This is a genomic window from Suttonella indologenes (assembly GCF_900460215.1).
GTDB lineage: Bacteria > Pseudomonadota > Gammaproteobacteria > Cardiobacteriales > Cardiobacteriaceae > Suttonella > Suttonella indologenes.
The window spans coordinates 416,040-440,567 of sequence record NZ_UHIA01000004.1 but is presented as its reverse complement, the minus strand read 5'-3'; the positions used below and the strand labels follow the sequence as shown (position 1 = coordinate 440,567).

Genomic DNA, 24,528 nt, shown 5'->3' with positions numbered 1-24,528 from the left:
TTCCTCCGCTATCGATTAGCGAAACCAAGGTTCGCGCGCTGTTAAAATCAAGGCTGCCGCCTCTTCCTGACCCAAGCCGCCGATTTCCATCAATTCATCTACCGACAACTCCGCCACATCTTCCTGCGTATTCACATCATTGGCGACTAATTTCTCCGCCAATTCCGCGCTTACGCTCTCCATTTCCGCCACAGGGGTCTGCATCTCCGCCTCAGGATCGCTTTCGGCGGCAAAGGCTTGCTGGAGCAAATAATCCGTTGCGCGCTCTAAAATCGTATCCACCGCGGCATCGTCCAAGCCCTCTAAAGCCAATAAATCTTCGCGTTCGGCATAGGCAAGCGCCTCGGCATCCGCATAGCCGGCAGCCGTTAAAGCCGCCACCAGCGACTCATCCAAGCCCAGCATCTCCGTCAGTACCTGCTCGCGCTCGCCCTGCAAAGAGGCTTGACGCTCGGCAAACTCTTTTTCCGACAAGACCGTGATTTGCCAACCGGTCAATTCGCTTGCCAAACGCACATTCTGACCACCGCGACCGACCGCCTGCGCTAATTTCTCTTCAGGCACCGCCACCTCGATGACCTTGCCTTCCTCGTCAATCGCCGTATCGGTAATTACCGCCGGCGCCATCGCCTTACGGACATAAGTTTCGGCATCTTCGTCCCATAAAACGATATCCACGCCCTCGCCGCCGACCTCATTCATCACGCCCTGCACGCGCGCACCGCGCATACCCACGCAGGCACCCACAGGATCGATGCGCGGATCGAAACTGCGCACCGCCAATTTGGCACGTAAGCCCGGATCGCGTGCCGCGCCCATGATTTCGATATTGCCCGAAGCAATCTCCGGCACTTCTTTTTGGAACAACTGGATTAAAAACTCGGGATCCACCCGGCTAATCTGCAACTGCGGGCCGCGCAAATCGGCATTTACCTTTTTCAAATAGCCTAAAACGCGATCGTCCACACGCAATTTCTCGCGCGGAATCATCTCACTGCGCAGAATCGTACCTTCTACGCCGCCGACATCGACAATCGCATTATTCTTCTCAAAACGCCGGACAATGCCATGAATCAAAGTGCCTTCCTGATCGATAAACTGCTGATAGACCTTTTCGCGCTCGGCTTCGCGTAATTTTTGGATAATCGTCTGCTTCGCCATCATGGCACTGATGCGTCCGAACTCTTCGTTTTCAATCTGAATTTCATGCACATCGCCGACCGACAAATTCGCTTCCGGAAACTCCAAGTGTGCCACCGTCTCGCACATCTGCGCATCGGGGTTTTCTAAAAAATCTTCATCATCAACCACATACCAAAGTCGGAACGTCTCATACTCCCCTGTTTTGCGGTCGATACTGACCCGCACTTCAATCTCTTCATCGGCAAAACGCTTACGCGTCGCCGCTGCCAATGCCGCCTCTAAAGCCTGAAAAATGGTATCGCGGCTGACATCCTTCTCATTCGACACCACTTCGACAATCGCCAATAATTCTTTTGACATAATCATAATTCCTTTAAGGGTTAAAACCGAGGTTCAATACGCGCTTTTTCAATCGCCGCAAAAGGCAAAACCTGCTGTGCGCCTGTTTTCGCCTGCGGAAAATGCAAAGTGATTTCCTGCGCCTGCTCGTCAACCGTCTGCAACACCCCTGTAAATTTACGCTGACCGTTAATCGCTTGACGGGTCTGCAATTTCAAAGTCTCGCCGATATAGCGCGTATACTGCGCCAAGGTATAAAGCGGACGATCCATTCCCGGAGAAGAAACCTCGAAGGTATAAGCCGTAGCGATGGGATTTTCCACATCCAAGACAGGATTGAGCTGATCGGTAATCTCCACAATCTCGTCGATACCGATGCCGCCTTCCGGCTTATCCACATATACCCGCAAAATAGAATGCACGGAATTATGATGATACTCCACGCCCCACCATTCATAGCCCATTGATTCCACAACAGGTTGCAACAATTCTGTTACTGCTTCTTCGCGCGTCATATTCTCCCCTCGGCTATCCGCCAAAAAAAATTCAGACAAGAAAAAAGCCCTTAAACAAGGGCTTTTCTTAAGAAACCTTTTGGAAGCGGGAGCTGGATTCGAACCAACGACCTTCGGGTTATGAGCCCGACGAGCTACCAGACTGCTCCATCCCGCAACTGATGAAGGCGCTATTATAAACAGATTATTTTTCATTGCAAGCAAAAAAGCAAAATCGACTAAAGCAACTTCACATCCATATGTGTAATCATATGATATTAATAAAAATATATAAAGAGGGTGCAGAATAAAAAAATTTAATATGTCTTAGCACAAATAACCTATTTGCAATTGACAATACTAAAATAAACAATAAAGATTATTATTGAAGGAAAAATTTAACTATGTTATATTCTTACAACGTTCAAAAACTGAGAATATAATATGAAAATTACCCCTCTTTCTCTCGCAATTTCAGTAATCTTGCCCAATCTTGCTGCTGCTCAAAAGGTAGAAAATACCAATAGCAGCAGCGTTAATACCATAGAGCTTGCTCCCATCACGGTCAATGCACGTTTTATCTCCGAATCTAGTTTTGACTTACCATTTACCACCAATCGCATTAGCGAACAAACACTCGAACAACATACAGACCACAGCTTAGAGTCTTTGATGCAACAAACTGCTGGGGTCGAAATTCATTCTTTTGGCAATCCACAATCAACGGTCAAAATTCGTGGCGTAGGACTATTAAGTAATGAGTCAGGAAGCTCAGACGATACAGCGGTGGTGATTTATCAAAATGGCGCGCCACAAGCCAATAATCGTCTCAGTTTGCCTATTTTTGATATGCAGCAAGTTGAAATTCTCAAAGGCCCTCAAGGCACTTTGTATGGACGAAATAGCTCCGCTGGGGTTATCAACCTTATGCCAAATCTACCTAGCGCTCAACAAGAGGGCAGTATAGATGTCAAACTGGGCACGCAACATTTCCAACAAGCGGAACTTATGTTCAACCAACCTATCAATGAACAATTAAACGCTCGTTTTTCCGCACATTATCAAAAACAAGCTCATGCTTTAGATAATACACAAAATGGCGGAAAGCCATTAGGTTATCCCAATAGTCGTGGCGCACGCTTAGGATTGAGCTATCAACCCACCGCTCAAGATGAATTACTTTTCACCGCTGAATATAATAAACAGGCACAACAATTTGCAGCGATCACACTATTAGACGGCAGCACTTCTACAGATATTGATGACAGTAAATTACTTGGCGATCAAGAAAATAGCAGTGCAACACTCAATTGGACGCATCAATGGGATAATTTTCAATTCTCTAGTACCACTAATGTTTTGAAAAATAATTACACTACTGGCGGTCCTGCTTATGATGACCGCGTTTTCCAAGTAGTTATGGGTCAAACATTTGACACCAATCGCCAAATGGGAAGCACACAAAGAAATGTGTTTCAAGAATTTCGCTTAGGTTCATTGGAAAGCGCACCTATTTTTTGGACAATTGGAGCAAATTATTTACACAGCAATCGCGATTTTTTCTTTGATTTTGTAGAAGATGAGACAGGTGGTCAAATTGGAGGGGCAATGTATGCGCGAATTGACCGTAAATATAAAACACGTAGCACAGGCATTTTTGGTGAAATAACTTATCCATTAACTGACAGATTCTCTATTACAGGTGGTTTGCGTTTTAACTGGGATAAACTTAATTATTCAGCAAGATGGGAAGGAAAAACACCCGGTTCAGGTATTAATACAGATGCACAAAGTTTAACCGATCGCTATATTACAGGTCGCCTTGGTTTAACCTTTGATATCAATGAGCAATCGAAAGTATATAGTATGTATGCACATGGCCATAAAACGGGTAGTTTTGGTGAATTTTCAACTAACATTGCTTCGGGTATTCAAGACACACCTTACCAAGCGGCAAAAACAAATAGCTATGAAATCGGCACAAAATGGCAAAGTGAAGATAATCGCTTAGAAGCATCAGCCTCTGTTTTCTACAATAAAACACGCAATGAACATCTTTATGTATTAATAGACCCGATGACAAGTTGGGCAAATACTACAGAGAATTTTGATACAACAAGCAAAGGTGCTGAATTAGAAGCCAGTTGGCAAATCAATGAACATTTCAAATTAGGTGGCAATATTGCTTATACCGATGCAAAAATCAGCAAAGTACCAGCGAATACATTATCTGCCGCCAAAGCAGGTAACCGAATTCCTGATACACCACGTTGGTCTGCAAGTTTGAGTGCAGACTATACAACACCAATTTATCTTTTTAACCAAGATGCCGATTTCAATGCCCATATTGATTATCACTTTACAGGAAAACGTGCAGAAGATGTAGGTAATAACTTCTTATTAAAATCTGCGCATATCTTAAATACGCGTTTTGGTATCTCTACTAACAATAGTGAAATTTATATTTGGGGTAAAAATCTGCTGAATAACCGTAGCCCAATTTATGGTTATCAATTTGCGCCTGATGTTCGCTTTGGTTCTATTCGTGAAGGACGAGCGGTAGGTGTTGGTTATCGCTATCGCTTCTAAAAAATAAGAATAATCCCAAAAAATTATACTCAATAAAAATATTATTCTCTTGTTGTGCAAAATTACGCAACAAGAGTGTTGTTTTAGCTTTTTAAACACTTATCACCTATTGTTTATTATCAAAAGGAATAAACCATGCTGACCGTCCCAACTAGTCCTATGCAACGCGCTTATTTTACTGGTATTAATTCCGATATCCCACTTGGTGGATTAGAATGCGTAGGATATCTTGAATTTCGCAATAAAAAGTTAGACATATCAAGATTAGAAAATGCGTTAAAACAATTAAGCAGAAATGCAGTATTCAATTGCCAATTCCTTGATCGAAATACAATTACACCTTCCACATACAAGGATATAGAAATCAAAAAAATTTATATTACTGATGCAGAAATTGACAACTATAGTACATTTTTTAGAGAACAATTTTTTAGCAATTCTATAGATATTACTAAAGGAAAAATGTTAGATATTGCATTATCAATTACAGAAACTCAAACAATCATTCATTTAGGATTCTCGCTAGCTGTCATTGATTTTCATGGGATTGCATTATTTTCTCATCAATTAGCAGAAAAATATAATCAACAAGATTGCTCAATCATTACAAATCTTAATACTGTTTATGAATCAGTTAGCCTTGATTTTACAGTTCATACACAACTAGAATCTAAAGTAGAAAAACTACCTTCTCCTCCACAATTATTATCACAAAACTTGCAGCCTAATCTGACTATTATCGACCGATATTCCTACTTTTATTCACAGGAACAATGGAAGTCTTTTGAAGAAGCAGCTAAGCGATATAATGCCAGTCCTGCTGCCTTATTTCTTGCTTTATATTCCCAAGCCTTAAGACATTGTTCTGAAAATGATGAATTTATTATTACCTTAGCAGGATTGAGAGTTAAACATTCTAAATATCTCTTAGGAATGCGTACGACCGCTTATTTACACCGCTCCTATCCTAATACTAACTTTGATGAATTAGTTAAACAAACACATCGAGATCTGCGTTTGCGTATGAGACAGAACATTGAAGCACCAGAAGAAATTTTATCTCAAGTAAAGCAGCATGGTCATGTTGGCATCTCTCCATATGTACTGACTTACGCCGCAAATCAACGTATTTTTGATGAATTAACAACAGAAACTTTAGGAACACCACATTGCTGGGGTCAAACACCGCAAGTAATCATGGATTGTCAAGTATTTAATATTGATGGAGAACGCATTGAAATTGGATTAGATGTTCGCAGAGATACATTGGATAAAAATATTATCAACACTATTTTAGAGGCAATTTGCCAACAAATCAATGATATTATTAACAACAAAACACCTAGTCTATTAATTAGTTCTCATACTGCTAGACAGCGTCTTGAAATTAATTCTTTACCACCTGCCTGTGATCCTAATTGGCTTTATAGTCCTTTTCGTAATAAAGTTACTGAACAACCTCATTCACCAGCTTTGTTATTCTCTCTATCCTATGAAACACCGACCATATTACAGAAATTTTATCCTGATATTATTTCTGACTCTCATGGAGAAATTAGTTATGCTCGTCTAGATGAGATGGCTAGACAAATTGCAGCTTTTCTAATAAATAAGGTACCTACTAATTCAGTCGTAGGAATTCACCTTCCCAAAGGTGCTGAGCAAATTATTGCAGTATTAGGAGTTTTGTATAGTGGCTGTACGTATTTACCTCTCAATATTCATATTCCAAAAGAACGTTTACAATATATTTGTCAATCTGCAAATGTGGCTTATATTTTAACTGAACAAGACTTTTCTGAAATTAGTACTTATTCTCCATTATTTGAACCACGCTTACCTTGCGAAACAGATATTAGACAAGCAGCAAGTTCATCTTTAGCTTATATTATTTATACTTCTGGCTCAACAGGCCAGCCTAAAGGAGTAGCAATTAGCCATTATTCAGCACTAAATACAATATATGCAGTTAATCAACAAAATAAATTTAATGCTCGTGATAGAATATTAGCTGTTTCTGCTTTAGAATTTGACTTAAGTGTATATGACATTTTTGGTTTATTAAGTTGTGGTGGCTCAATTGTTGCTCTTAATGAAAATGAGAAAAAAGATGCTTTTGCTTGGGGAGAATTAGTTAAAAAATTCGATATTAGCATTTGGAATTCAGTTCCTGCATTAGTTGAAATGCTATTAATAGCTAATGATAAATTACCTAGTCTGCGCCGCTATCTTTGTTCTGGTGATTGGATTAGTTATGATTTATTTGAACGTATTCAATTAGCAAGCCCTAATAGCATACTCGTTGCAATGGGCGGTGCTACGGAAGCTGCGATTTGGTCAAATATCCATATTATTTGTAATAAAGAAGATTTAAATAATCCATGGCAAAAAGTTCCTTATGGAAAACCTTTAGCGGGACAACAATATCGTGTGGTGAAAGTAATTAATGATTGTGATAAACCATCACAAATTTTTGATTGTGCAGATGGGGTTAGCGGTGAATTATGGATTGGAGGAGTTGGTCTTGCTGCTGAATATTATCGTGATGAAGTACGTACGAAAAAAAGCTTTATCCATACTGATGGTGGAGAAACGGCTAGTGCAATGCGCTGGTATCGTACTGGAGATATAGGGTTTTGGCATAAAGGAATTTTATATTTTCTTGGTCGCAAAGATAATCAAGTTAAAATAAATGGTTATCGAATTGAGTGTGGTGAGGTTGAACAAGCATTAAGCAAGTTATCTGAGGTGGATAAAGCGGTCGTTGTGCCTATTCGTGAACATCATGCACTTGGAGCAGTGGTTGTTGCACATGATGCTTTAACTACTGAAATGTTACAAAATACTTTAGCACGAACGTTACCTACCTATATGATTCCAGAACAATTTGTGTTTAGTGATACGCTTGTACTAACAAGCAATGGTAAGGTCGACCGAAAATGGGCAGAGAAACTATTATCACAACTATCATTTTCTAATCATATTCACCATACAGATCATTCCTCTAAGACAAAATTGCTTGAACAGTGTCGTGAGACTTGGCAAGTGATATTAGGTCTGAATCATATCCACAATGAAGATAATTTCTTTGCTTTGGGTGGCGATAGTTTAAGCGCAACTAAAGTTTGTGCGGAATTAAGAAAAAAACGAATTTCTGTAGGCGTAGATAAATTATTTACTCACCCTAACTTATCTGATTTTGCTCAAATATGTTCTTTAAACATAGAAAATACCTCTTCTAATATTAGCACAATAGATTGTAATACAGCTTTTCCGCTTACTCCTCTACAACGAGCTTATGCTTTAGGCTCAGATGGGGTAGTAGGGATTGTTTCTCAAGCTACTATTTGCTCATTTATTTTAAAAACAAGCGGTGAGCATCCAGTATCAATATGGTGCGAAAGTTTAAATCGACTTATTAATCAAACTCCAGCCTTAAGGTTAGTGAGAAAAAATGAGCATCAGCAATGTGTTGAAGCATCACCGCTTGAGCTAAAAATTCTCCCCAAAGGGGGATCTCTTAAACAATATCTATTACAAGCCTGTCCAAATGCTGAACAAGCACCTTGTATAGAAATGCTAATAGTAGAAAATGATCCTTTACATATTGGCTTAGCCATGAATTATCTTTGTCATGATGCTAGTTCTTTATTAATGATTATTGAAGCATGGATATCAGAAGTTTGTTTGGGCAAAAGCAATTTACCCAGTGATATTGAAGCATTTGTTCATTATGCTCAACATCAAGAATCTATCGCTAATAAACAAACAAATTTGTTATCAGATTATCCACCACCACAGTTGCCACTAAAACCCATTAAGCAGCAATATCACCTACCGCAATCTCTAACATTTACACTATCTGCGCAAGCTCGTAATGATTTAGAAAAATTAGCTAAACAACAGCAAATAACAGTAACAGCATTATTACTCCATGCCTTTGGGCAAGCTTTAGCGTACAGTTGCCACCAAAATGTCATTACGATTTGTCTGCCCGTTTCTTATCGCCCAGACGATATACCACAGGCATTAGGAAACTTTAGCCAATTACGACTTTGCCGATCTATACAAGGTGAAACAATTCAAAAACTCAATCAAGATTTGTCTCATGCTGTTAGTGGTCGCGCACCAGGATTTAGCCAAATCGCTTCTAGTGGAAGAGCAAGTTATCCCGTTGTTTTTACTAGCACTCTAGGTTCGGTAGCAGAAAGTATTTTTTCAGGAAAACAAAAGGTTGTTTGGGCACATACTCGTACTCCTGGCGTGTTATTAGATTGCCAAATTAGCCCTGCTGATAAAGGGATAAACATTCGATGGGATTATCTTGATGGCGTGATAGAGTCTAGTTTCTTTGCAACACTACAGCAGCAATTCATTGCTCAAATGCAAAATTTGGGCATTACTATGCAAATCCTTATTCCACCCTATGAACAAGTAATAGAAGCCTGCATTAGTGATTTATTGACTCAAAATCTTAAACCAAAAACTGAACTGTCCTCTGTTCTTAGTACTTGGCAAGATTATTACCCTGCTATCAAAAATTCTAATCCCGAATTAGATACTGATATTACCTATTTGAAACGGTGCTTATTAGGCGATTTATCTCCTATGAGCTTATGGCAACACCCTCATTTTTCTCCAGAAGCAATTCTACATCAGGTATTGATAGAAGAATCATTTTATGCACGTTTTTATCAGCAGCTAAAAATGCTTAATATCGTACAAAATCAAAAAGAGTGTCGCTGTTTAGTACTTGGTAGTGGTATTGGAATAATTTATCAAGAACTCATTAAACAAGCTCATCAGAATCAGCTTTCTCTACAATTTTATCCTATTGAACCTAGTGCAGAATTAGCTAAGCATAGTCATCAGCGAGGTGTATATCCGCTGACACCTGAAGAATGCCCCGCACCAGATATTATTGTCATTCCTGCCAGCTTGCATCGCGATAGTCGTATTGAAACACTATTGCGGCAGTTTATGCAATGCAATCCACAAGCACACATATTTATTATTGAAATCACAGGAATTAGCGCTGCAACACAGATATCCGCTTTGTTAGACCCCAGCTTGCTTAATCCTCATCTAAGCAGCATTCAGTCTGCACAGAAGTGGAAAGACTTTTTCATCAAGCTAGGTGTGATAATAGATGAAAGCCATGAATGGGCAAACTTACTTTATTGCAGCGCTCATATAAAAAATACCGCATTACCTGAATATCCTAGTCCTGTGCTTGATACCAATAAGGCCATATCTTTGTCAGATGACGCTCAAATTGCTGCCTTATGGCAGAAAGTCTTATCACTTAATCATTTACCAGGCGCTCAAGAAGACTTTTTCCAGCTTGGCGGAGATTCTTTAAAAGCAACTCAAATTGTTGGAGAACTACGTTCCAAAGGATATGCTAAATTGCGCTTAGCCGACCTTTTCAACCATTCTAAACTGCAAAACTTTGCTAGCTATTTGGCTACACAAGCGGTAGAAACTTCTATAAACACAACACCCCCTATTCTAAAAGTCAAACAGAGTTTTGCACTATCTGATGTGCAACAAGCCTATCTCGCAGGGCAATCCAAAGAACAAATCTTGGGTGGCGTAGGAGCACATTGCTATTTTGAATATCAAGCAGAAAATAATGCGCTAGATACACAAAAATTTGCCAATGCCTTAGCACAATTAGTACAAAGACATCCGATTTTACAAGCAGGCATTATCTATCAAAATGAACAAGCTTTAGGACAATTTGCCGCTGTTAATCCACCTAAAATTGAGTATTGCGATAATGTGCGAGAAAAAACCGCTCATGAAATCCCCGATGCCAGCATACAATCACCGCTCGTGCTACGTATTTCAACAGATAGACGTACTATTGGAATTGGCATGAATAACCTTTTGTTAGATGGTCAATCCATGTGGCAAATCTTACATGAACTCGATTTAGCATACGCAGGACAAACTTTGCCACTATTAGCGGTGGAAAATATCCCGAATTTACCACCAACCCTATTTGCACAAAACGCTCATTACAATATCCCTCCAGCTCCACCGCTGCCTTATCAAAACAGTCTGATGATGCTTGAAGTACCAAAATTTGCACGCTATCAAACAGATTTAGATAACAGCCTATGGTTGCCACTACAGCAACTGGCACGCAATGCACAACTAACCCCTGCAAGCCTGCTTACAGCGGCGTATGCCTTTGCATTAAGCAAGCAACTCTCTATAGAGACAGATTTTAGTCTCAATCTAACCACTTTTGTCAGACCAGAAGCTTATCAGCAATCGCTTGGAGACTTTACCGTATTACGTTTATTACCAATCAATTGGCAACTGATTCAACAATACGATTTACTAGCATTAGCACACCATATTCAAAAGACGCTTGCAGACTTACAAGATAGTGAGCATAACACCATTCATCTTTCGCGAGCTATCGTTCGTCAAACAGGCAATCCTATAGACGGCTTATTCCCTGTTGTACTGACTTGTGGGCTTGGACTAAATGGACAGCAACGCGCTGATAAATTTAGCTTTGGTCATTTGGTCTATGCCTGCTCACAAACCCCTCAGGTTACTTTAGACTTACAAGTATATGATGATGAAAGAGGTTTGCATTTAAGTGCAGATTATGTCAGTCAATTATTAACACCAACAATTATTGAACAAATTTTAGAGGCTATCCTAGAAACATTATGTGCATTGCTACCTTCTACGCAAGAAAAGCACGCACAACCGCTTAAAGCACGTTTGACACATCTTTGGCAAAATCATCTTGCGCTAGCATCTGATACTGTGCCTGATAATTTCTTCCGAGATGGCGGAGATTCTTTACGTGCAACACGCTTTATTCGAGAGTTGCAGCAGCAAATCCATCCAGAAATATCTCTGCGCACCCTCATACAACAACCAAACTTTAGCGATTTTCTTAGTGCCATTGAACAACTCGAGCAACATACTGAACAAACAGAAGAAGGAGTCTTGTGATGACCTTGCATGAATTAACAATACAACTTGACAGTCTAGGTATCCAACTATGGTTGGAAGCAGGAGAATTGCGCTTCAAGGCACCACAAGGTGTTTTTACACCAGAACTACGTGAGCAAGTCAAAGCTCAGCGTGAAGCATTGATTAACCATTTACAAGCCATTCATTCACCTCAAAGAGATGATGCTAACGCCTATAGCCCATTTCCTTTAACCGAAGTGCAATCCGCTTACCTTATAGGACGTACAGGAGCTTATGCCAATGGTAATACCGCTTGTCATGGCTATGCAGAGTTTCGCTTCAACAATCCACATGATTTTACCGCTCAAGACTGCCAGCAAGCATGGCAAAAAGTCGTACAAGCGCACCCCATGCTCAAAGTTCGCATTTCTGCAGAAGGCTGGCAGCATATTGATGAAAGCATTGATGTACCACTACACATTGAAACAGTAACAGAAAAATCAGATTTTGCATCTGCCCAGCAACAGATTCGTGAGCAATTACGCCACAAACAATACACAATTGAAAATCCTCCTTATTTCAATATTGTCTTAATTGATGGTGAAGAAGAGAAAAGTCTACATTTATCAGTTGATTTAATTCTGACAGATTTTTTAGGACTACAAACGCTATTAAATGATTTTATTCAAGCGCTACGCTTCCCTAATCAAAACCTAAGTACTCCTAGTCTAAGTTTTCGTGATTATCTTGCTTATCAGCAAAAACAGCAGGATAGTCCTTTAGGACAGCAACGTAAAGCACAGGCTTTGAGCTATTGGAAAGAACAAGTCGCTCAGCTCCCTCCAGCAATGATATTAGGAGGAAGAGCGATGAGTGAGAATAATCAAGCCACTGCACAGTATCGGCGGCGTGCTTTTATACTTCCCAGTAAAAAATGGCAAGTGCTTAATCAGCAGATTCGTAATGCTGGACTCACTCCTAATGCACTAGCACTTGCTATTCTTGCTCGTGTTGCACGTCGCTATGGGAATAGCGCACAATCCACTATCACCGCTACTTTGCTAGATCGTATGCCTATTTGTGAAGATGTCGGACGTATTGTTGGAGACTTCACTTCAACACTGTTGCTCACCATTGATGGCGGAAAAGACTCTCTATTGGAACGTGCGCATCGTATTCAAAACACTCTATTTACCGCATTAGAACATCGTGCGCTATCAGGCATGGAAATCTCTCGTTTATATGAACGTGAAACAGGCAATAAACAAACATTTAGTGATGTGGTCGTTACTTCAACCATTGGGGCAAGTATTTATTCTCAAGAAAGTCCTCTCGAAAACGATTTGACACTAGGACTGAGCCAAACACCGCAAGTACTACTAGACGTACAACTTTCTGACCATCAGCAAGATTTGGCGATTGTTTGGGATAGTCGCGAAGGTGGATTTCCAGAAGCAGTATTAGATTCTGCATTTCAAGATTTTACGCAAGCTTTCAATCGTCTTTGTGAGGAACCAGAATATTGGCAATATGACATTTTGCCTCGCCACTCATTAGTGCTACCCTCATTACCTAGCACTTCTCATCAAACTCTATTGCAAGATTGGCTGTCTTATGTCAAGACTCAGCCTCATCATATTGCCATTATTCATGGGGATAAATGCTTCAGCCATAGTGAATTGTTGCAAAAAGCACGTCAATATCGCGATTATTTATATGCACAAAAGCTGCAAGCAGGTGATGCTGTTTTCATACAATTACCGATGGGTTTCTCCCAAATTGCCGCTCAAATCGGAACACTATTAGCAGGAGGAGTTTTTGTGCCAATCTCGCCGCATGCACCTACAGATCGCATAGCGGCAATGCATAACATTTTGGAGCAAACACGCCCTCAACATCATTGCCACTATCTTGATCAAGACATTATTGGTCCTGAAACAGATGCAGAGGATTACAACGCAAACGTCGAAGAAATTGCCTATATTATCTTTACCTCTGGCTCAACAGGCACACCAAAAGGTGTTCCCATTACACATCAACAAGCCATGAATACCTTGTGCGCAATGCAAGAAATGTTAGCGCTCAATCATCAAGATAAGGTCTTTGCGCTCTCTCAGCCAACTTTTGATCTTGCAATTTTTAATGTTTTCTCTTTACTCAAAGTCGGTGGTTCGATAGTTATCCCTCAAGACAGCACAGGGCTTGATGCTAATGCTTGGTTAGAAGATTTGCATAAACATAGCGTTACTATTTGGAACTCTGTACCTGCACAAATGCAACTGTTATTAGAGGTCTGTGAGCGAGAAGCATCTTCCTTGCCCACAGCCTTGAGAGCGGCACTCTTATCAGGAGATTGGATACCTGTGCAACAACCACAACATTTAGCCAAATTTGCACCACAATGTCGCTTTATTGCATTAGGTGGCGCAACAGAAGCGGCTATTTGGTCAAATTATCATTTTCCATCCTCCACATTCAACAGCAATCAAGCAAGCATTCCATACGGCAGAGCTTTGCATGGACAAGCAATGCACATTGTCAATGAAGACTTAGAAGAAGCAGTGTATGGTCAAATTGGTGAAATTATGATTAGCGGAGCGAGTGTTAGCAATGGCTATCTCGGTGCACCAAATCAAGCTTTTTTTACTCACCCCGATACTAAGCTGCAAAGTTTTCTCACGGGTGATAGAGGGCGTTATTTACCAAATGGCGAAATTGAATTTTTGGGGCGTAAGGACAATCAAATTAAATTGCGTGGATATCGCATTGAACTGGGTGAAATAGAAGCCGTATTAAAATCTCTACCTGAAGTAGAAGATGCTATTGCCTTTGTAGATAATCAGCAACTTTACAGCGTGATTAAAGCAAAATCATCAGTCTCTCCTTTAAGCAAAGGTATTTCTCAAAAATTAAGCACTCAACATAAACAATTTTTACATCAGCTTGACCAAGAAACTTTCTTGGATATGTTTAAACAAATTAATGAAGCATCTTATTGCGCCATGTGTGCTATTTTACAAGGGAATATTAACCCTGCCCCCGGACATCTAGCACTGTTAAAACGTTGGAAAAAATTACTCAATAAACATTCTATTGAATATAACAATCCTAGCCTTGAGCAAGCGCAGCATTTATTAACATTAGCCCGACCGCTAGGAGATAAAATTTATTATGGAAAACAACAATTAGATTATATTGAGCAATGTATTATTGGTTTAACGGAATTAGTAGAAGGAAAATTAAATCCTTTATCATTACTTTTCCCAGAAGGAGAAATGGATGTTGCCAATGCTTCTTATGCAGATAATCTAATCAATCGCCATCTCAATGAATTACTTGTTTCAATTATTGAGGAATATGCCAAAAATTTATTGAAAAATAATAAAAAATTACGTCTTTTAGAAATTGGTGGCGGAGTTGGCGCAACGACACAGGTTATTATTCCCTTATTAGAAAAATTATCCACCGAACTTGCTTTAGATTATGATTATACTTTTACAGACATTTCAGATTATTTTCTGAATAACGCAAAAAGAAGATGGCCACAACTACATTGCCAACAATTTAATCTAAACCAAGATTTTCAGGCTCAAGGATTTGCCGCATCTTCATTTGATATTGTCATTTGTGCGAATGTTTTACATAACGCAAATCATATTCCAAAGGCTTTAGATGCTATTCATACATTGCTTGTACCAGAAGGTATATTAGCGGCAATTGATGCCAGTCGCCCTAATGCACCTTTAATGATTACAATGGAATTTAAAGAAGGATTGACGGACTTTACCGATGAACGGGCATCTCGTGAAGAAGTCTTTTTTGATTACACTGACTGGCAAAACGCATTAGCAAACTCTGCTTTTACAAGCACACATCTTTTCCCCGATGAAGATAATCCTCAATATAATCAACGTGAACAAGCGGTGAATCAGGCATTTCATCAAGTCGTGATTTTGGCTCAAAAACACCGCTTTTCTGACCAAGTTCAACCCTTCATGCTTGTACAGCAACTGCAAACCAAATTGCCTGCCTATATGATTCCAAGCGGTTTCACGATCCTCCCCCAACTTCCTCTCACCATAAACGGGAAAATTGACCGCAAACAATTGCAAAATCTGCTTGTAAAACCTGTCAATCAATCCCTTTCTTCTTCATCTTTTATTAGCAAAGCCACTACTTCTATGCTAAACGAAGCACAGCAGCAAGTAGCTGCCATTTGGCGAGAAGTATTAAATTTGGGAGAAGAAACCCCTCTTAATCCAGAAGACAATTTCTTTGCACTTGGTGGAGATTCTCTTCTATTAGCACGCTGTATCGGCATCTTACGCAAAAGGATTACTAGAGGAGAACAATTGATATGGGACAGCCTATTACGAGAAATTGTTGCTAAACCAACACTTGCACATTGCACGCAATGCTTTTTCCCAAATAACAGCCACCTCCTTGAAACTGCAAAAGAAGCAGAGCCTTCATCTCCATTACAATTATTATTGCCAGCGGTTGGTAAGCGCCATGATGAAACCTCTGCGCTTATTTTGGTTCATGACGGCTCAGGTGGAATCCAACCCTATCGCGATGTTATCACCGCTTTTGCACAATTATCGGAACGCCCTATTTGTCTTGGTCTAATCCGTACTAAAGATGATGGCTATTTAACCCTACCAGCCGAAACCTTATTTGAACATCTAGCGGAACGCTATGTGCAAGCCATCGTTGCAGCTGGATATAAACAGGTTTATTTACTAGGTTATTGTATGGGAGGATTGATTGCAGCTGTCATGGCAGAACGCTTACTGACTCGAGGTATACAAGTCGTCAATCTTAGCGTGATTAGTGCTTATCGCATTCCTTTCGAAGTAGAAGATAATGTTTTACTCGATTATGCTTTTGCCCGCCTATTAGGAGAAGATCCTGCTTTCATGGGACTTCATTTCCCACAAGATGAGCTAGGTGCATTGATTTCTAACGCTCGCCACCGCTTTCACGAACACTTATCTGATGGCGTTATGCAAACCCTTGCCACAGAATTTCCTAACATCGCTGCCGTGCTAAACACCATGCCGCATAGCACCATTGAACGTCTAACACAACTTGCTAATCATAGCCCAACCTTGAGTCTAAGCATTGATGAATTGCTTGCTTTGCGTGAAATCTATATTGCCAGCTTGCGTGCCGTTACTCGTTTTAATGACTCAGGCTATTTTGGAGACATTACTTTCTTGCGACAAAGCGGAGACATTCCATTCTTGCCACAATTAAAGGCTGATATGAGCCAATTTTGGCAAGAATATTGTCTTGGCACACTCAATATTAGAGACATTAGCGGCAACCATTTCAATTGCCTAACAGGTTCTAATGGGCAAGCGGTCGCCCAAATTATCGCGGAGAGCTGGCAATGAGTATTGGCAAAAAAAACACGGCTTTGGTTATTGGTGCCAGTGGTACAGTTGGACGTGCCTGTGTAGAAGCATTACTCAATCAGGGTTTCTGGGTTTGTGCTACCGCACGTCACCTTGAACGCTTAACCATACGCCATACGGCACGCCAAGAACGCTTACAAAAACTTGCTTTTGACATCACCAAAGACAATATCCCAATAAATGATGCAGGAGAACTGCCAAACATCGTCATTAACTGTGCAGGACCTGCCTATCAATTTAGCGAGCTTGTTTTAACACGATGCCTCGCGCAAAAAATTCCCATCTTGATAGATGTTGGAGCAGAACCAAGTTTGATTGATCACTATCAGCAAGCCTGCCAACAAAAGGATATGACCGTGATTATCGGCGCAGGAGTACAACCCGGTTTGGCAGGACTCAGTATTCGAGCGGTTGCACAACGACTACTTGGCGAACATAAATCAATCATCACACATATTGGTGGACTACAGACACTCACTCCCGCAGGACTTGCAGATTATCTATACGCGGTCAAAGCAGGACTAAGTCGTCCTGCGCAATGCTGGCAAGCACCGCAATTACACCCCATTAGCCATACTCTTGCACCACCACCATCTTTTCCAAGCACAGCAACGGCACACGCCAGTCTAGATGATGAAAGTCTTTTTGTGGCACACATAGAAGAACTAACACATTTGGAAAGTTACAATGTAATAGATGCTCCTGAATTAGCAAGACAATTGCAAGCTGCGATTGGCTCAGATAATCCAAGCGAATTACCGAGCTGCGAAGAACTTAATTTATGCCTATTTGGCAAAACGCCTTATTTTCGGATTCATACCAGCGGTAGCGCTCAACATCAGGGTCAGCAAAGCAATTTCCAAACACTTGCTTATTGCCAAGACAGCTACCGCCTAACAGGGCAAATCGCCGCACATGCGGCATGCTGGGCACAAGCAGGAAAATATCCAACTGGCATCAACTGGTTCTCTGCAATTGATTCAGCCTTACAAGCTTGGAATGAACTCTTACTTGAAAATAAAGAGTTATATATCAATTGGCAAGAGACAGCAGCACAAACAGAAATAGAAACAGGCACATTATGAACAGCAATAACATTTTAGTCATTGGCTCAGGTTTTGGTTCCTACTATGCCCATGCTATTGCCGCAGATAAGCGCTACTCATTAGCAGGTATTGTTGGAAAAGGCGGACAGTTAGGGCAAGCACTTGCCGCTCAAATGAACTGTCCTTACTACAACACTCTTGCTCAAGCATTGCAGTATAGCCAAGCACAAGCTGCGGTTGTAGCTGTAAGAGGACAAATGGTGGGCGGTGAGGGAGATAACATCGCACGCCAACTCTTACAAGTACATATCCCCGTATTGCAGGAGCTACCCATTCATTCACAAGATTTTTTGCAAACCTTGCGCATTGCCAAACAATACTCAACCCACTTTGCCATCAACCCTTTTTATGACCGCTTAGCCTCTATAATTCAACTCAAAAAAATCATCGCCTCTTTAAGCACACAAACACAGCTTATCAGTATTGAATTGCGCGCCACGATACAAACCTTTTTACAAAGCCAACTCGTCTTAGCAACATTGCTCAACCGCTCGCCAAGCCAATATCTTGGCGCACAAAAAATGGCAGCTCAGCATAAATGGCTTATTAGCAGCCAATGGGGAGACATAGCGGTGGATACGCTATTGCATCACCGCTTTAATCCACAAAGCCCTGATGATGGCTCACAGCCGCTATTTGGACTCACCTTAAGCACAAGTGATGGAGAACTTTTTCTACCAAGTCTTTGGACTAAGCCCTTATGGGAAAGACGGTTACAACAAACCCAGCAAAGACAATCAACTCAAAGCATTGATATTTACCCTAACCACGCCATTTTAAGCCATCTTCCTTTTGAAGACATTAGCCCCTCGCAGATGCGCACTCACTACATCTATCCTGCCATACAAGCGGCGATTGGCGCACTCTTGAATCCTGATGACAATCATCAACAGCAGCATCAGTGCCAACTAGCTGTCTTACGCCATGTTGAACGTATTACCCATGACATTGGCGCAGCTGAAAATGAACAATGGTCATACCCTCGTCATCTTTCTGTTTTTGATGGAATTTAGAAACAATATGAGTAGTATTATCGCATTAAACAAGGTATCAACGAGCAGTCGTCCAGCCATATTTATCTTTCCACACGCAGGTGGTAGCCCACGTTTTTTTCATTTTTGGGCAAAACTTCTACCTGATTACCCCCTATTTGGCTTGACTTATCCAGGGAGAGACCATCTTTTACAAGCTCCAGCACCAGAATCTTTACGAACTCTAGCGCATCAACTCGCCTTTGAAATTCATGCTCATGCTGCGCTAAAAACCAGTGCCTGCGTATTGCTTGTTGGACATTCAATGGGCGCATGGCTTGCTTATGAAGCCAGCATTTTACTCAAAGGCTGTTCGCAACGCATCATTACGGTGATTTCTGGGCAAAATCCGCCCAATCTTGTGCCGCATAGCAAATTACATCAAGCCCCTGATGAGCAATTGATTGCAGACATCAATCGCCAAAATCCAGCGGCACGTCATATTTGGGAAATCCCTGAGCTACGATCTTTATTTCTGCCCATTATTAGAATGGACTACCGCCTTTTAGAAACCTATCAACCTAGCGGCAAAAAAGTACGAGAATTAGCAGTTATTTATGGTAAAGACGACCATGAAATTTGCCAAGAGGCACTCCCTCATTGGCAACAATTTTCCGACTATACTCACCCTGACACGCCTGTTGATGGCGGACATTTCTATCTTTCAGCGCCCAATACGCAATTGCCCAATCTCCTCCACCAACTTGCCGAATCTCTCACAGCTGAACAGGATATATCATGTTGAAATTAAAACATACGCCATTATGGCAGCTACTGTCTCCGATTAAATATCGCATGAGTGTTGCCGCTTTATCACAAATACTAGCGAGCTTATGCTCCTTAATTCCCTACGCCGCTTTACTCGCCTTAAGTCAGGCTTTATTTAGCGGTGAAAAACAAGCGGCTTTACAAGCATTATTTTACTTTGTGATGGGTTTAGGATTGCATTCAGGTCTCGGTGCAATTGCCCTATGGCTGACTCATATTGCCGACCACCGCTTGCAAGCCCTGCTTCGCAGCAAGCTGATCAGCAAACTAGCAAAGCTGCCGCTTTCTTGGTTTAACCATCACGCTTCAGGCGAAATCAGACAACTCATACAAGAAGACGTTGAGTCCCTGCATCAACTGGTTGCCCATACCCTTGTCGAAATGTTAGCCGCCACGCTCACACCGCTGATGGGGATTGGCTTTTGTTTTTATCTTGACTGGAAACTAGGCATTGCCGCCACCGCTCCACTACTGCTGTACCTTATCCTATTTAGCCTCTGCGCACGTTATGATATGCGCGGCATCATGGAAGAGATAAACCGCCATTTACAAAAAGTCAGCGCCACGATTACAGAATACGTCAATGGCGTTGCCGTGCTGAAAATCTTTGCTAAAAGCGAGATGGGCTATAGCCGCTTTGACGAAGCCAGTAGTGATTTTTATCAACGCTTCAGCACACTGGTGCAACCAGCCATGCGCGCGCAAGGCATTGCTCTATGTGCCTTATCTGCCCCTGTTATCATTGTCATCATGAGTGCCACCGCTTTTCTCCCCCAAGCGCCTGCACCTGAGCATATCCTGATTGCCACACTCATTGCTCTTTTTGTACCCGGCACGCTCATGACGCTTGCACTTTCCTCGCAAGTACGTGCTGCCGCTCAAGGAGCAGCGCAGCGCATTTATGCTTTTTTGCAACAAGCAGAATTGACAAATGCCAAGACCATCGTGCCGCTCTCTGCCATTCCTCATCTGCGCGTAAGCAATCTTTCTTTTGGCTATGCAGAGCATCGTATTTTGGAACACATCAATGCCGATTTTCCACCCAAGACCCATAGCGCCATTGTGGGCAGCTCTGGTGCTGGCAAATCCACCCTTGCCGCCCTACTCGCACGTTTTCAAGATATTGAAGCAGGCAGTATTAGCCTTGATGGGCAAGAACTGCGCCACATTCCATTGAGCCAGCTTCAGGAAACCATCGGCATATTGGGACAACAAGCACCGCTCTTACATGCCAGTATCGCCGACAATATCAGGCTTGGTAAAAGTGCTAGCGAAGAGCAACTCATCGCCGCTGCCAAACGTGCCTGCATTCATGAGCGAATCATGCAATTAGAAAAAGGCTACGACAGCATAATTGGCACAGAAGCCAGACTATCTGGTGGCGAAATTCAACGTATTCATTTGGCTAGGCTGATATTACACGCCCCACCCATTATCATCTTTGATGAAGCCACCGCTGCGACCGACCCACTCACGCAGCAAATGCTTAGTCAAGCCATTGAGGAATTGACGCAGCAACACAGCATCATCAGCATCAGCCACCGTCTAGCCAGTATTGCTCATGCCGACCAAATTTTGGTGATGGACAAAGGCAGGATTGTTGAACAAGGTAAGCACAGCGAACTGCTTGCCAAAAAAGGACTTTACTATCAACTTTGGCATAGCCAACACACTTCGGAGCAAGTATGATTCAAGCACTTTTCCGTCTTGCCGCTTTTGGAGAGCGCCAACAATTTCGCCAATTTCTTCTCCTTGCCATTAGCACAGGCATCGTGCGAGGCATTGCCGTTATCCTGCTGTTACCACTCATGCAACACCTGCTACAAAGAGAGTATCAAGCCTTTTTATACTGGCTGCTGGCAATGATGATTGCCGCTGGAATCAGTGCCTATTTAGAAGCGGTGGCGACCATGCGTGGATTTGACGAAGCCATGAAACTCATTCATCTCATGCACAAGCAATTAGGGCGACATCTCATTCGCCTGCCAATTGGCTGGTTCGCCCCAGAAAAAAGTGCCTTTGCTGCACATATTGCCGTACGTGGTACTCTGCTCGTTGCGCAAAGCGCGATGGATATTCTGCTGCCGCTTATCATCAACATCTGCGTACCGCTGAGCGTAGCGGTCATTATGCTCTTTATTGATTGGCGCTTAGGACTGATCTTAATCCTTTCTACACCACTGATTTATGCGCTAACACATTATTCCACGCTGCGCCATGAACGCGCCGAACAAAACATTCACCATGCACATCAACAAAGCGGTGAAGCCATCTTGGAATATATTCAATGCCAAAGCCTGCTGCGCAGTAGCCATTATCACAGCGGTGATTATCCACCGCTCATTCAAGCCTTAAACGCTCAGCATCAAGCCCAACACAAAGCCTTATTTGCCTCTTTATGGGGAATGCTCAGCCAAAGCATCTTGGTGCAAACCTTGCTTGCCATCGTGGTCAGCAGCGCCTTACTCTTTGCCTTAAATGGCAGCTTAACTCCTGCCAAAACGCTTGCCTTGATTGGATTATGCGCACTCTTTAGCGGACCGCTCAAATTATTATCTGAATATGGTGCAGGGCTGAAACGCGCAAAAGCAGTGCTACTAGACATCGTCAATCTGTTAAATACGCCAAGCCTGCCAGAAGCCGAAAATCCTGAGCCAGCACCCAATCGTCATGACATCACATTGAGCAATGTGAGCTTTGGCTATCATAGCCATGCGCCTATCTTGCAAGGACTCAATCTACATATTCCCAGCGGTCAAATCACCGCTCTTGTCGGCGCATCAGGCTGTGGCAAAAGCACCATCATTCAACTTATCGCGCGATTTTGGGATATTGATAGCGGCAGCATCTCTATTGGCGGACACGACATTCGCCAACTCAGTCATCAAGAGTTGATGCAGCAATTTTCCCTCGTATTTCAACAGGTTTATCTCTTTGATGATAGCCTAGAAGCCAATATCCGATTAGGCAATCCTCATGCCAGTGAAGCCGATTTGCACACCGCCATCACGCTCTCTGGCGTTGATGAAATCATTGCCAGACTGCCTGAGGGCTTAAACAGCCGCGTTGGCGAAGGGGGCAGTGCTTTATCAGGCGGCGAACGTCAGCGTGTATCCATTGCTCGCGCCCTGCTCAAACGTGCGCCAATTGTCTTATTTGATGAAGCCACCGCTGCTCTTGATGGCAAAAGTGCGCAGATTGTTAGCGCGGCAATAGAAGAATTGGCAAAAAATGCCACCGTTGTCGTCATCGCTCATCAACTCAACACCATTCTCTCAGCCCATCAAATTGCCTTTATTGCACAGGGAAAAGTCTGCGAATGCGGCGACCATCACAGCTTAGTCGCACAAAATGGTCGCTATGCCCAATTCTGGCAAGCCCATTTATCTCCCAATGCACAAGTCCAACATAATCAAAAGGAAAGACCATGAACTCAGCCAAATCCTATATTCAACTCGGCATTTTTAGCGTCATTTATTTTTTCTTATACTTCTCTATCACCGCTTTTGCTGCCATTAGTCCAATTTTGATTGTGCCGCTTGCCCCGATAGCGGTCATTATCGCTGCCATTCCCTTTATGCTGTTTATTCGCCGCATTCATCAATTTGGGCTCATCACACTCATGGCATTGTTACTTGCACTCACCGCTGTATTGCTCGGTGATTATCCGCTCACGCTATTGAGCGCCTTAATCGCTGGCAGCATTGCCGACAGCATCGCGTTGCTTGCTCGCCGCCGAAAACAAGCCACACTCAATTATCTTGCCTATAGCATCTTTGCCCTATGGCAAAGCGGTGCCTTTCTGCCTTTTCTCTTTTTGCGCCAATCGATTATCAAAGATATTGAACAACGTTTTGGCGCAGAATATGCAAACAACATCGCCGCTATCTTTCAGCCGCTCACCATTGTTAGCATGCTGTGTTTGGTGCTCATCGCCGGCTTTATTGGCGCAATCATTGCCAATAAACTGATTAACAAACATTTTGCAAGAGCAGGTCATGCCTAAACGCGCTATCCGCTCACCATTTGATGTGCGCAGTCATTTATTTGCGCTTATCAGCATCAATCTTGCAGTGCTATCCAATGACAACCCCACATTTCTCTTTGTGATTTTTGGGCAAATCATTATCTTATTCTTACTCTGTCGCGCTTGGAAAGAAGCGGTAAATGTAAGCATCTGCGCCATCATCTTAGCCCTGCTATACCGCTTACTCAGCTTTCTTCCTAGCGGCAACTGGCATAGCGCACTTTACACCAGCCTACGCCTTAGCGCCCCTTTTCTCTGCGCCAGCTGCATGGGCTACTACTTCATCAAAGTCAGCCCCGCCAATTTACTACTTGCAGGGCTACACTGCTTACATTGCCCACGCGCCCTCACCACCGCTCTTGCGGTGATGCTTCGCCTCCTACCCACACTCAGCGACAATGCACGCGCCATTAGAGAAGCCATGCGCATACGCGGTCTCAGCTTTAGACAGGCTATCTTTCAACCGCTCAATATGTTGGAATATTTTCTAATCCCGCTGATTAGTGCCACCATTGTTTCAGGCGAAGCGCTCACCGCTGCGGCACTCAGTCGCGGACTGGGCAGCCCACATCGTCCAACCAGCATTTATCCTTTGACATTCACATGGAAAGACTGGCTACTTTGTCTAAGCTGCTGCCTACTCATCTTACTAAATAGAATATAAGC

Annotated in this window: 12 protein-coding genes and 1 tRNA gene; 10 read left to right on the top strand and 3 right to left on the bottom strand. The window is 42.3% G+C overall.

Features of this window, described 5'->3' with window-relative positions; genetic code table 11:
* Positions 1-15: 15 nt before the first annotated feature.
* The 3 genes from nusA to DYC63_RS06165 all read right to left on the bottom strand — a co-directional run bounded on the left by nusA (position 16) and on the right by DYC63_RS06165 (position 2,154).
* Positions 16-1,503 (bottom strand): transcription termination factor NusA, encoded by a 1,488-nt coding sequence (gene nusA, locus DYC63_RS06175; RefSeq protein ID WP_115218430.1) that lies wholly within the window; start codon positions 1,501-1,503, stop codon positions 16-18.
* Positions 1,504-1,523: 20 nt separating this feature from the next.
* Positions 1,524-2,036 carry a ribosome maturation factor RimP gene (gene rimP, locus DYC63_RS06170; protein ID WP_147284936.1) on the bottom strand — a complete coding sequence of 171 codons (513 nt, stop codon included), beginning with the start codon at positions 2,034-2,036 and terminating at the stop codon, positions 1,524-1,526.
* Between the two features lie 41 nt (positions 2,037-2,077).
* Positions 2,078-2,154, bottom strand: a tRNA-Met gene (locus DYC63_RS06165).
* A 266-nt stretch (positions 2,155-2,420) separates the two neighbouring features.
* On the opposite strand from DYC63_RS06165, the gene DYC63_RS06160 reads away from it, so the two are divergent.
* The 10 genes from DYC63_RS06160 (at position 2,421) to DYC63_RS06115 (ending at position 24,526) form a co-directional block, all read left to right on the top strand.
* Entirely contained in the window at positions 2,421-4,565 is a 2,145-nt protein-coding gene (locus tag DYC63_RS06160; RefSeq protein WP_115218428.1) for a TonB-dependent receptor, read from the top strand.
* Positions 4,566-4,700: 135 nt separating this feature from the next.
* Positions 4,701-11,549: a non-ribosomal peptide synthetase gene (locus DYC63_RS06155; RefSeq protein WP_115218427.1), complete on the top strand. Its 6,849-nt coding sequence runs from the start codon at positions 4,701-4,703 to the stop codon at positions 11,547-11,549.
* Positions 11,549-16,909 carry an AMP-binding protein gene (locus tag DYC63_RS06150; RefSeq protein WP_115218426.1) on the top strand — a complete coding sequence of 1,787 codons (5,361 nt, stop codon included), beginning with the start codon at positions 11,549-11,551 and terminating at the stop codon, positions 16,907-16,909. The genes DYC63_RS06155 and DYC63_RS06150 overlap by 1 nt, the downstream gene beginning before the upstream one ends.
* Entirely contained in the window at positions 16,906-18,015 is a 1,110-nt protein-coding gene (locus DYC63_RS06145) for a hypothetical protein (RefSeq protein ID WP_115218425.1), read from the top strand. The genes DYC63_RS06150 and DYC63_RS06145 overlap by 4 nt, the downstream gene beginning before the upstream one ends.
* On the top strand, positions 18,012-19,049 hold the full coding sequence (locus tag DYC63_RS06140) for a Gfo/Idh/MocA family oxidoreductase (protein ID WP_115218424.1): 1,038 nt from the start codon (positions 18,012-18,014) through the stop codon (positions 19,047-19,049). The genes DYC63_RS06145 and DYC63_RS06140 overlap by 4 nt, the downstream gene beginning before the upstream one ends.
* The gene (locus tag DYC63_RS06135) at positions 18,979-19,812 is read left to right on the top strand and encodes a thioesterase II family protein (RefSeq protein WP_218564564.1); all 834 of its coding nucleotides are present in this window, start codon (positions 18,979-18,981) and stop codon (positions 19,810-19,812) included. The genes DYC63_RS06140 and DYC63_RS06135 overlap by 71 nt, the downstream gene beginning before the upstream one ends.
* Positions 19,806-21,524, top strand: a complete 1,719-nt coding sequence (locus DYC63_RS06130) for an ABC transporter ATP-binding protein (RefSeq protein ID WP_115218422.1) — start codon at positions 19,806-19,808, stop codon at positions 21,522-21,524. Before DYC63_RS06135 ends, DYC63_RS06130 begins: the two co-directional genes overlap by 7 nt.
* Complete coding sequence (locus tag DYC63_RS06125; protein WP_115218421.1) at positions 21,521-23,266, top strand: ABC transporter ATP-binding protein; 1,746 nt, start codon at positions 21,521-21,523, stop codon at positions 23,264-23,266. Before DYC63_RS06130 ends, DYC63_RS06125 begins: the two co-directional genes overlap by 4 nt.
* The gene (locus DYC63_RS06120; RefSeq protein WP_072281789.1) at positions 23,263-23,841 is read left to right on the top strand and encodes an MptD family putative ECF transporter S component; all 579 of its coding nucleotides are present in this window, start codon (positions 23,263-23,265) and stop codon (positions 23,839-23,841) included. Before DYC63_RS06125 ends, DYC63_RS06120 begins: the two co-directional genes overlap by 4 nt.
* Positions 23,834-24,526, top strand: coding sequence for an energy-coupling factor transporter transmembrane component T (locus tag DYC63_RS06115; RefSeq protein ID WP_115218420.1), 693 nt, complete (start codon positions 23,834-23,836; stop codon positions 24,524-24,526). The genes DYC63_RS06120 and DYC63_RS06115 overlap by 8 nt, the downstream gene beginning before the upstream one ends.
* Positions 24,527-24,528: the final 2 nt, after the last annotated feature.

Bases quoted from the DNA above. Each gene is read 5' to 3' on its own strand.
- DYC63_RS06140 (WP_115218424.1), top strand. From the start codon at position 18,012: ATGAACAGCAATAACATTTTAGTCATTGGCTCAGGTTTTGGTTCCTAC.
- DYC63_RS06160 (WP_115218428.1), top strand. From the start codon at position 2,421: ATGAAAATTACCCCTCTTTCTCTCGCAATTTCAGTAATCTTGCCCAAT.
- DYC63_RS06120 (WP_072281789.1), top strand. From the start codon at position 23,263: ATGAACTCAGCCAAATCCTATATTCAACTCGGCATTTTTAGCGTCATT.
- nusA (WP_115218430.1), bottom strand. From the start codon at position 1,503: ATGTCAAAAGAATTATTGGCGATTGTCGAAGTGGTGTCGAATGAGAAG.
- DYC63_RS06130 (WP_115218422.1), top strand. From the start codon at position 19,806: ATGTTGAAATTAAAACATACGCCATTATGGCAGCTACTGTCTCCGATT.
- DYC63_RS06135 (WP_218564564.1), top strand. From the start codon at position 18,979: ATGACATTGGCGCAGCTGAAAATGAACAATGGTCATACCCTCGTCATC.
- DYC63_RS06115 (WP_115218420.1), top strand. From the start codon at position 23,834: ATGCCTAAACGCGCTATCCGCTCACCATTTGATGTGCGCAGTCATTTA.
- DYC63_RS06145 (WP_115218425.1), top strand. From the start codon at position 16,906: ATGAGTATTGGCAAAAAAAACACGGCTTTGGTTATTGGTGCCAGTGGT.
- DYC63_RS06155 (WP_115218427.1), top strand. From the start codon at position 4,701: ATGCTGACCGTCCCAACTAGTCCTATGCAACGCGCTTATTTTACTGGT.
- DYC63_RS06125 (WP_115218421.1), top strand. From the start codon at position 21,521: ATGATTCAAGCACTTTTCCGTCTTGCCGCTTTTGGAGAGCGCCAACAA.
- DYC63_RS06150 (WP_115218426.1), top strand. From the start codon at position 11,549: ATGACCTTGCATGAATTAACAATACAACTTGACAGTCTAGGTATCCAA.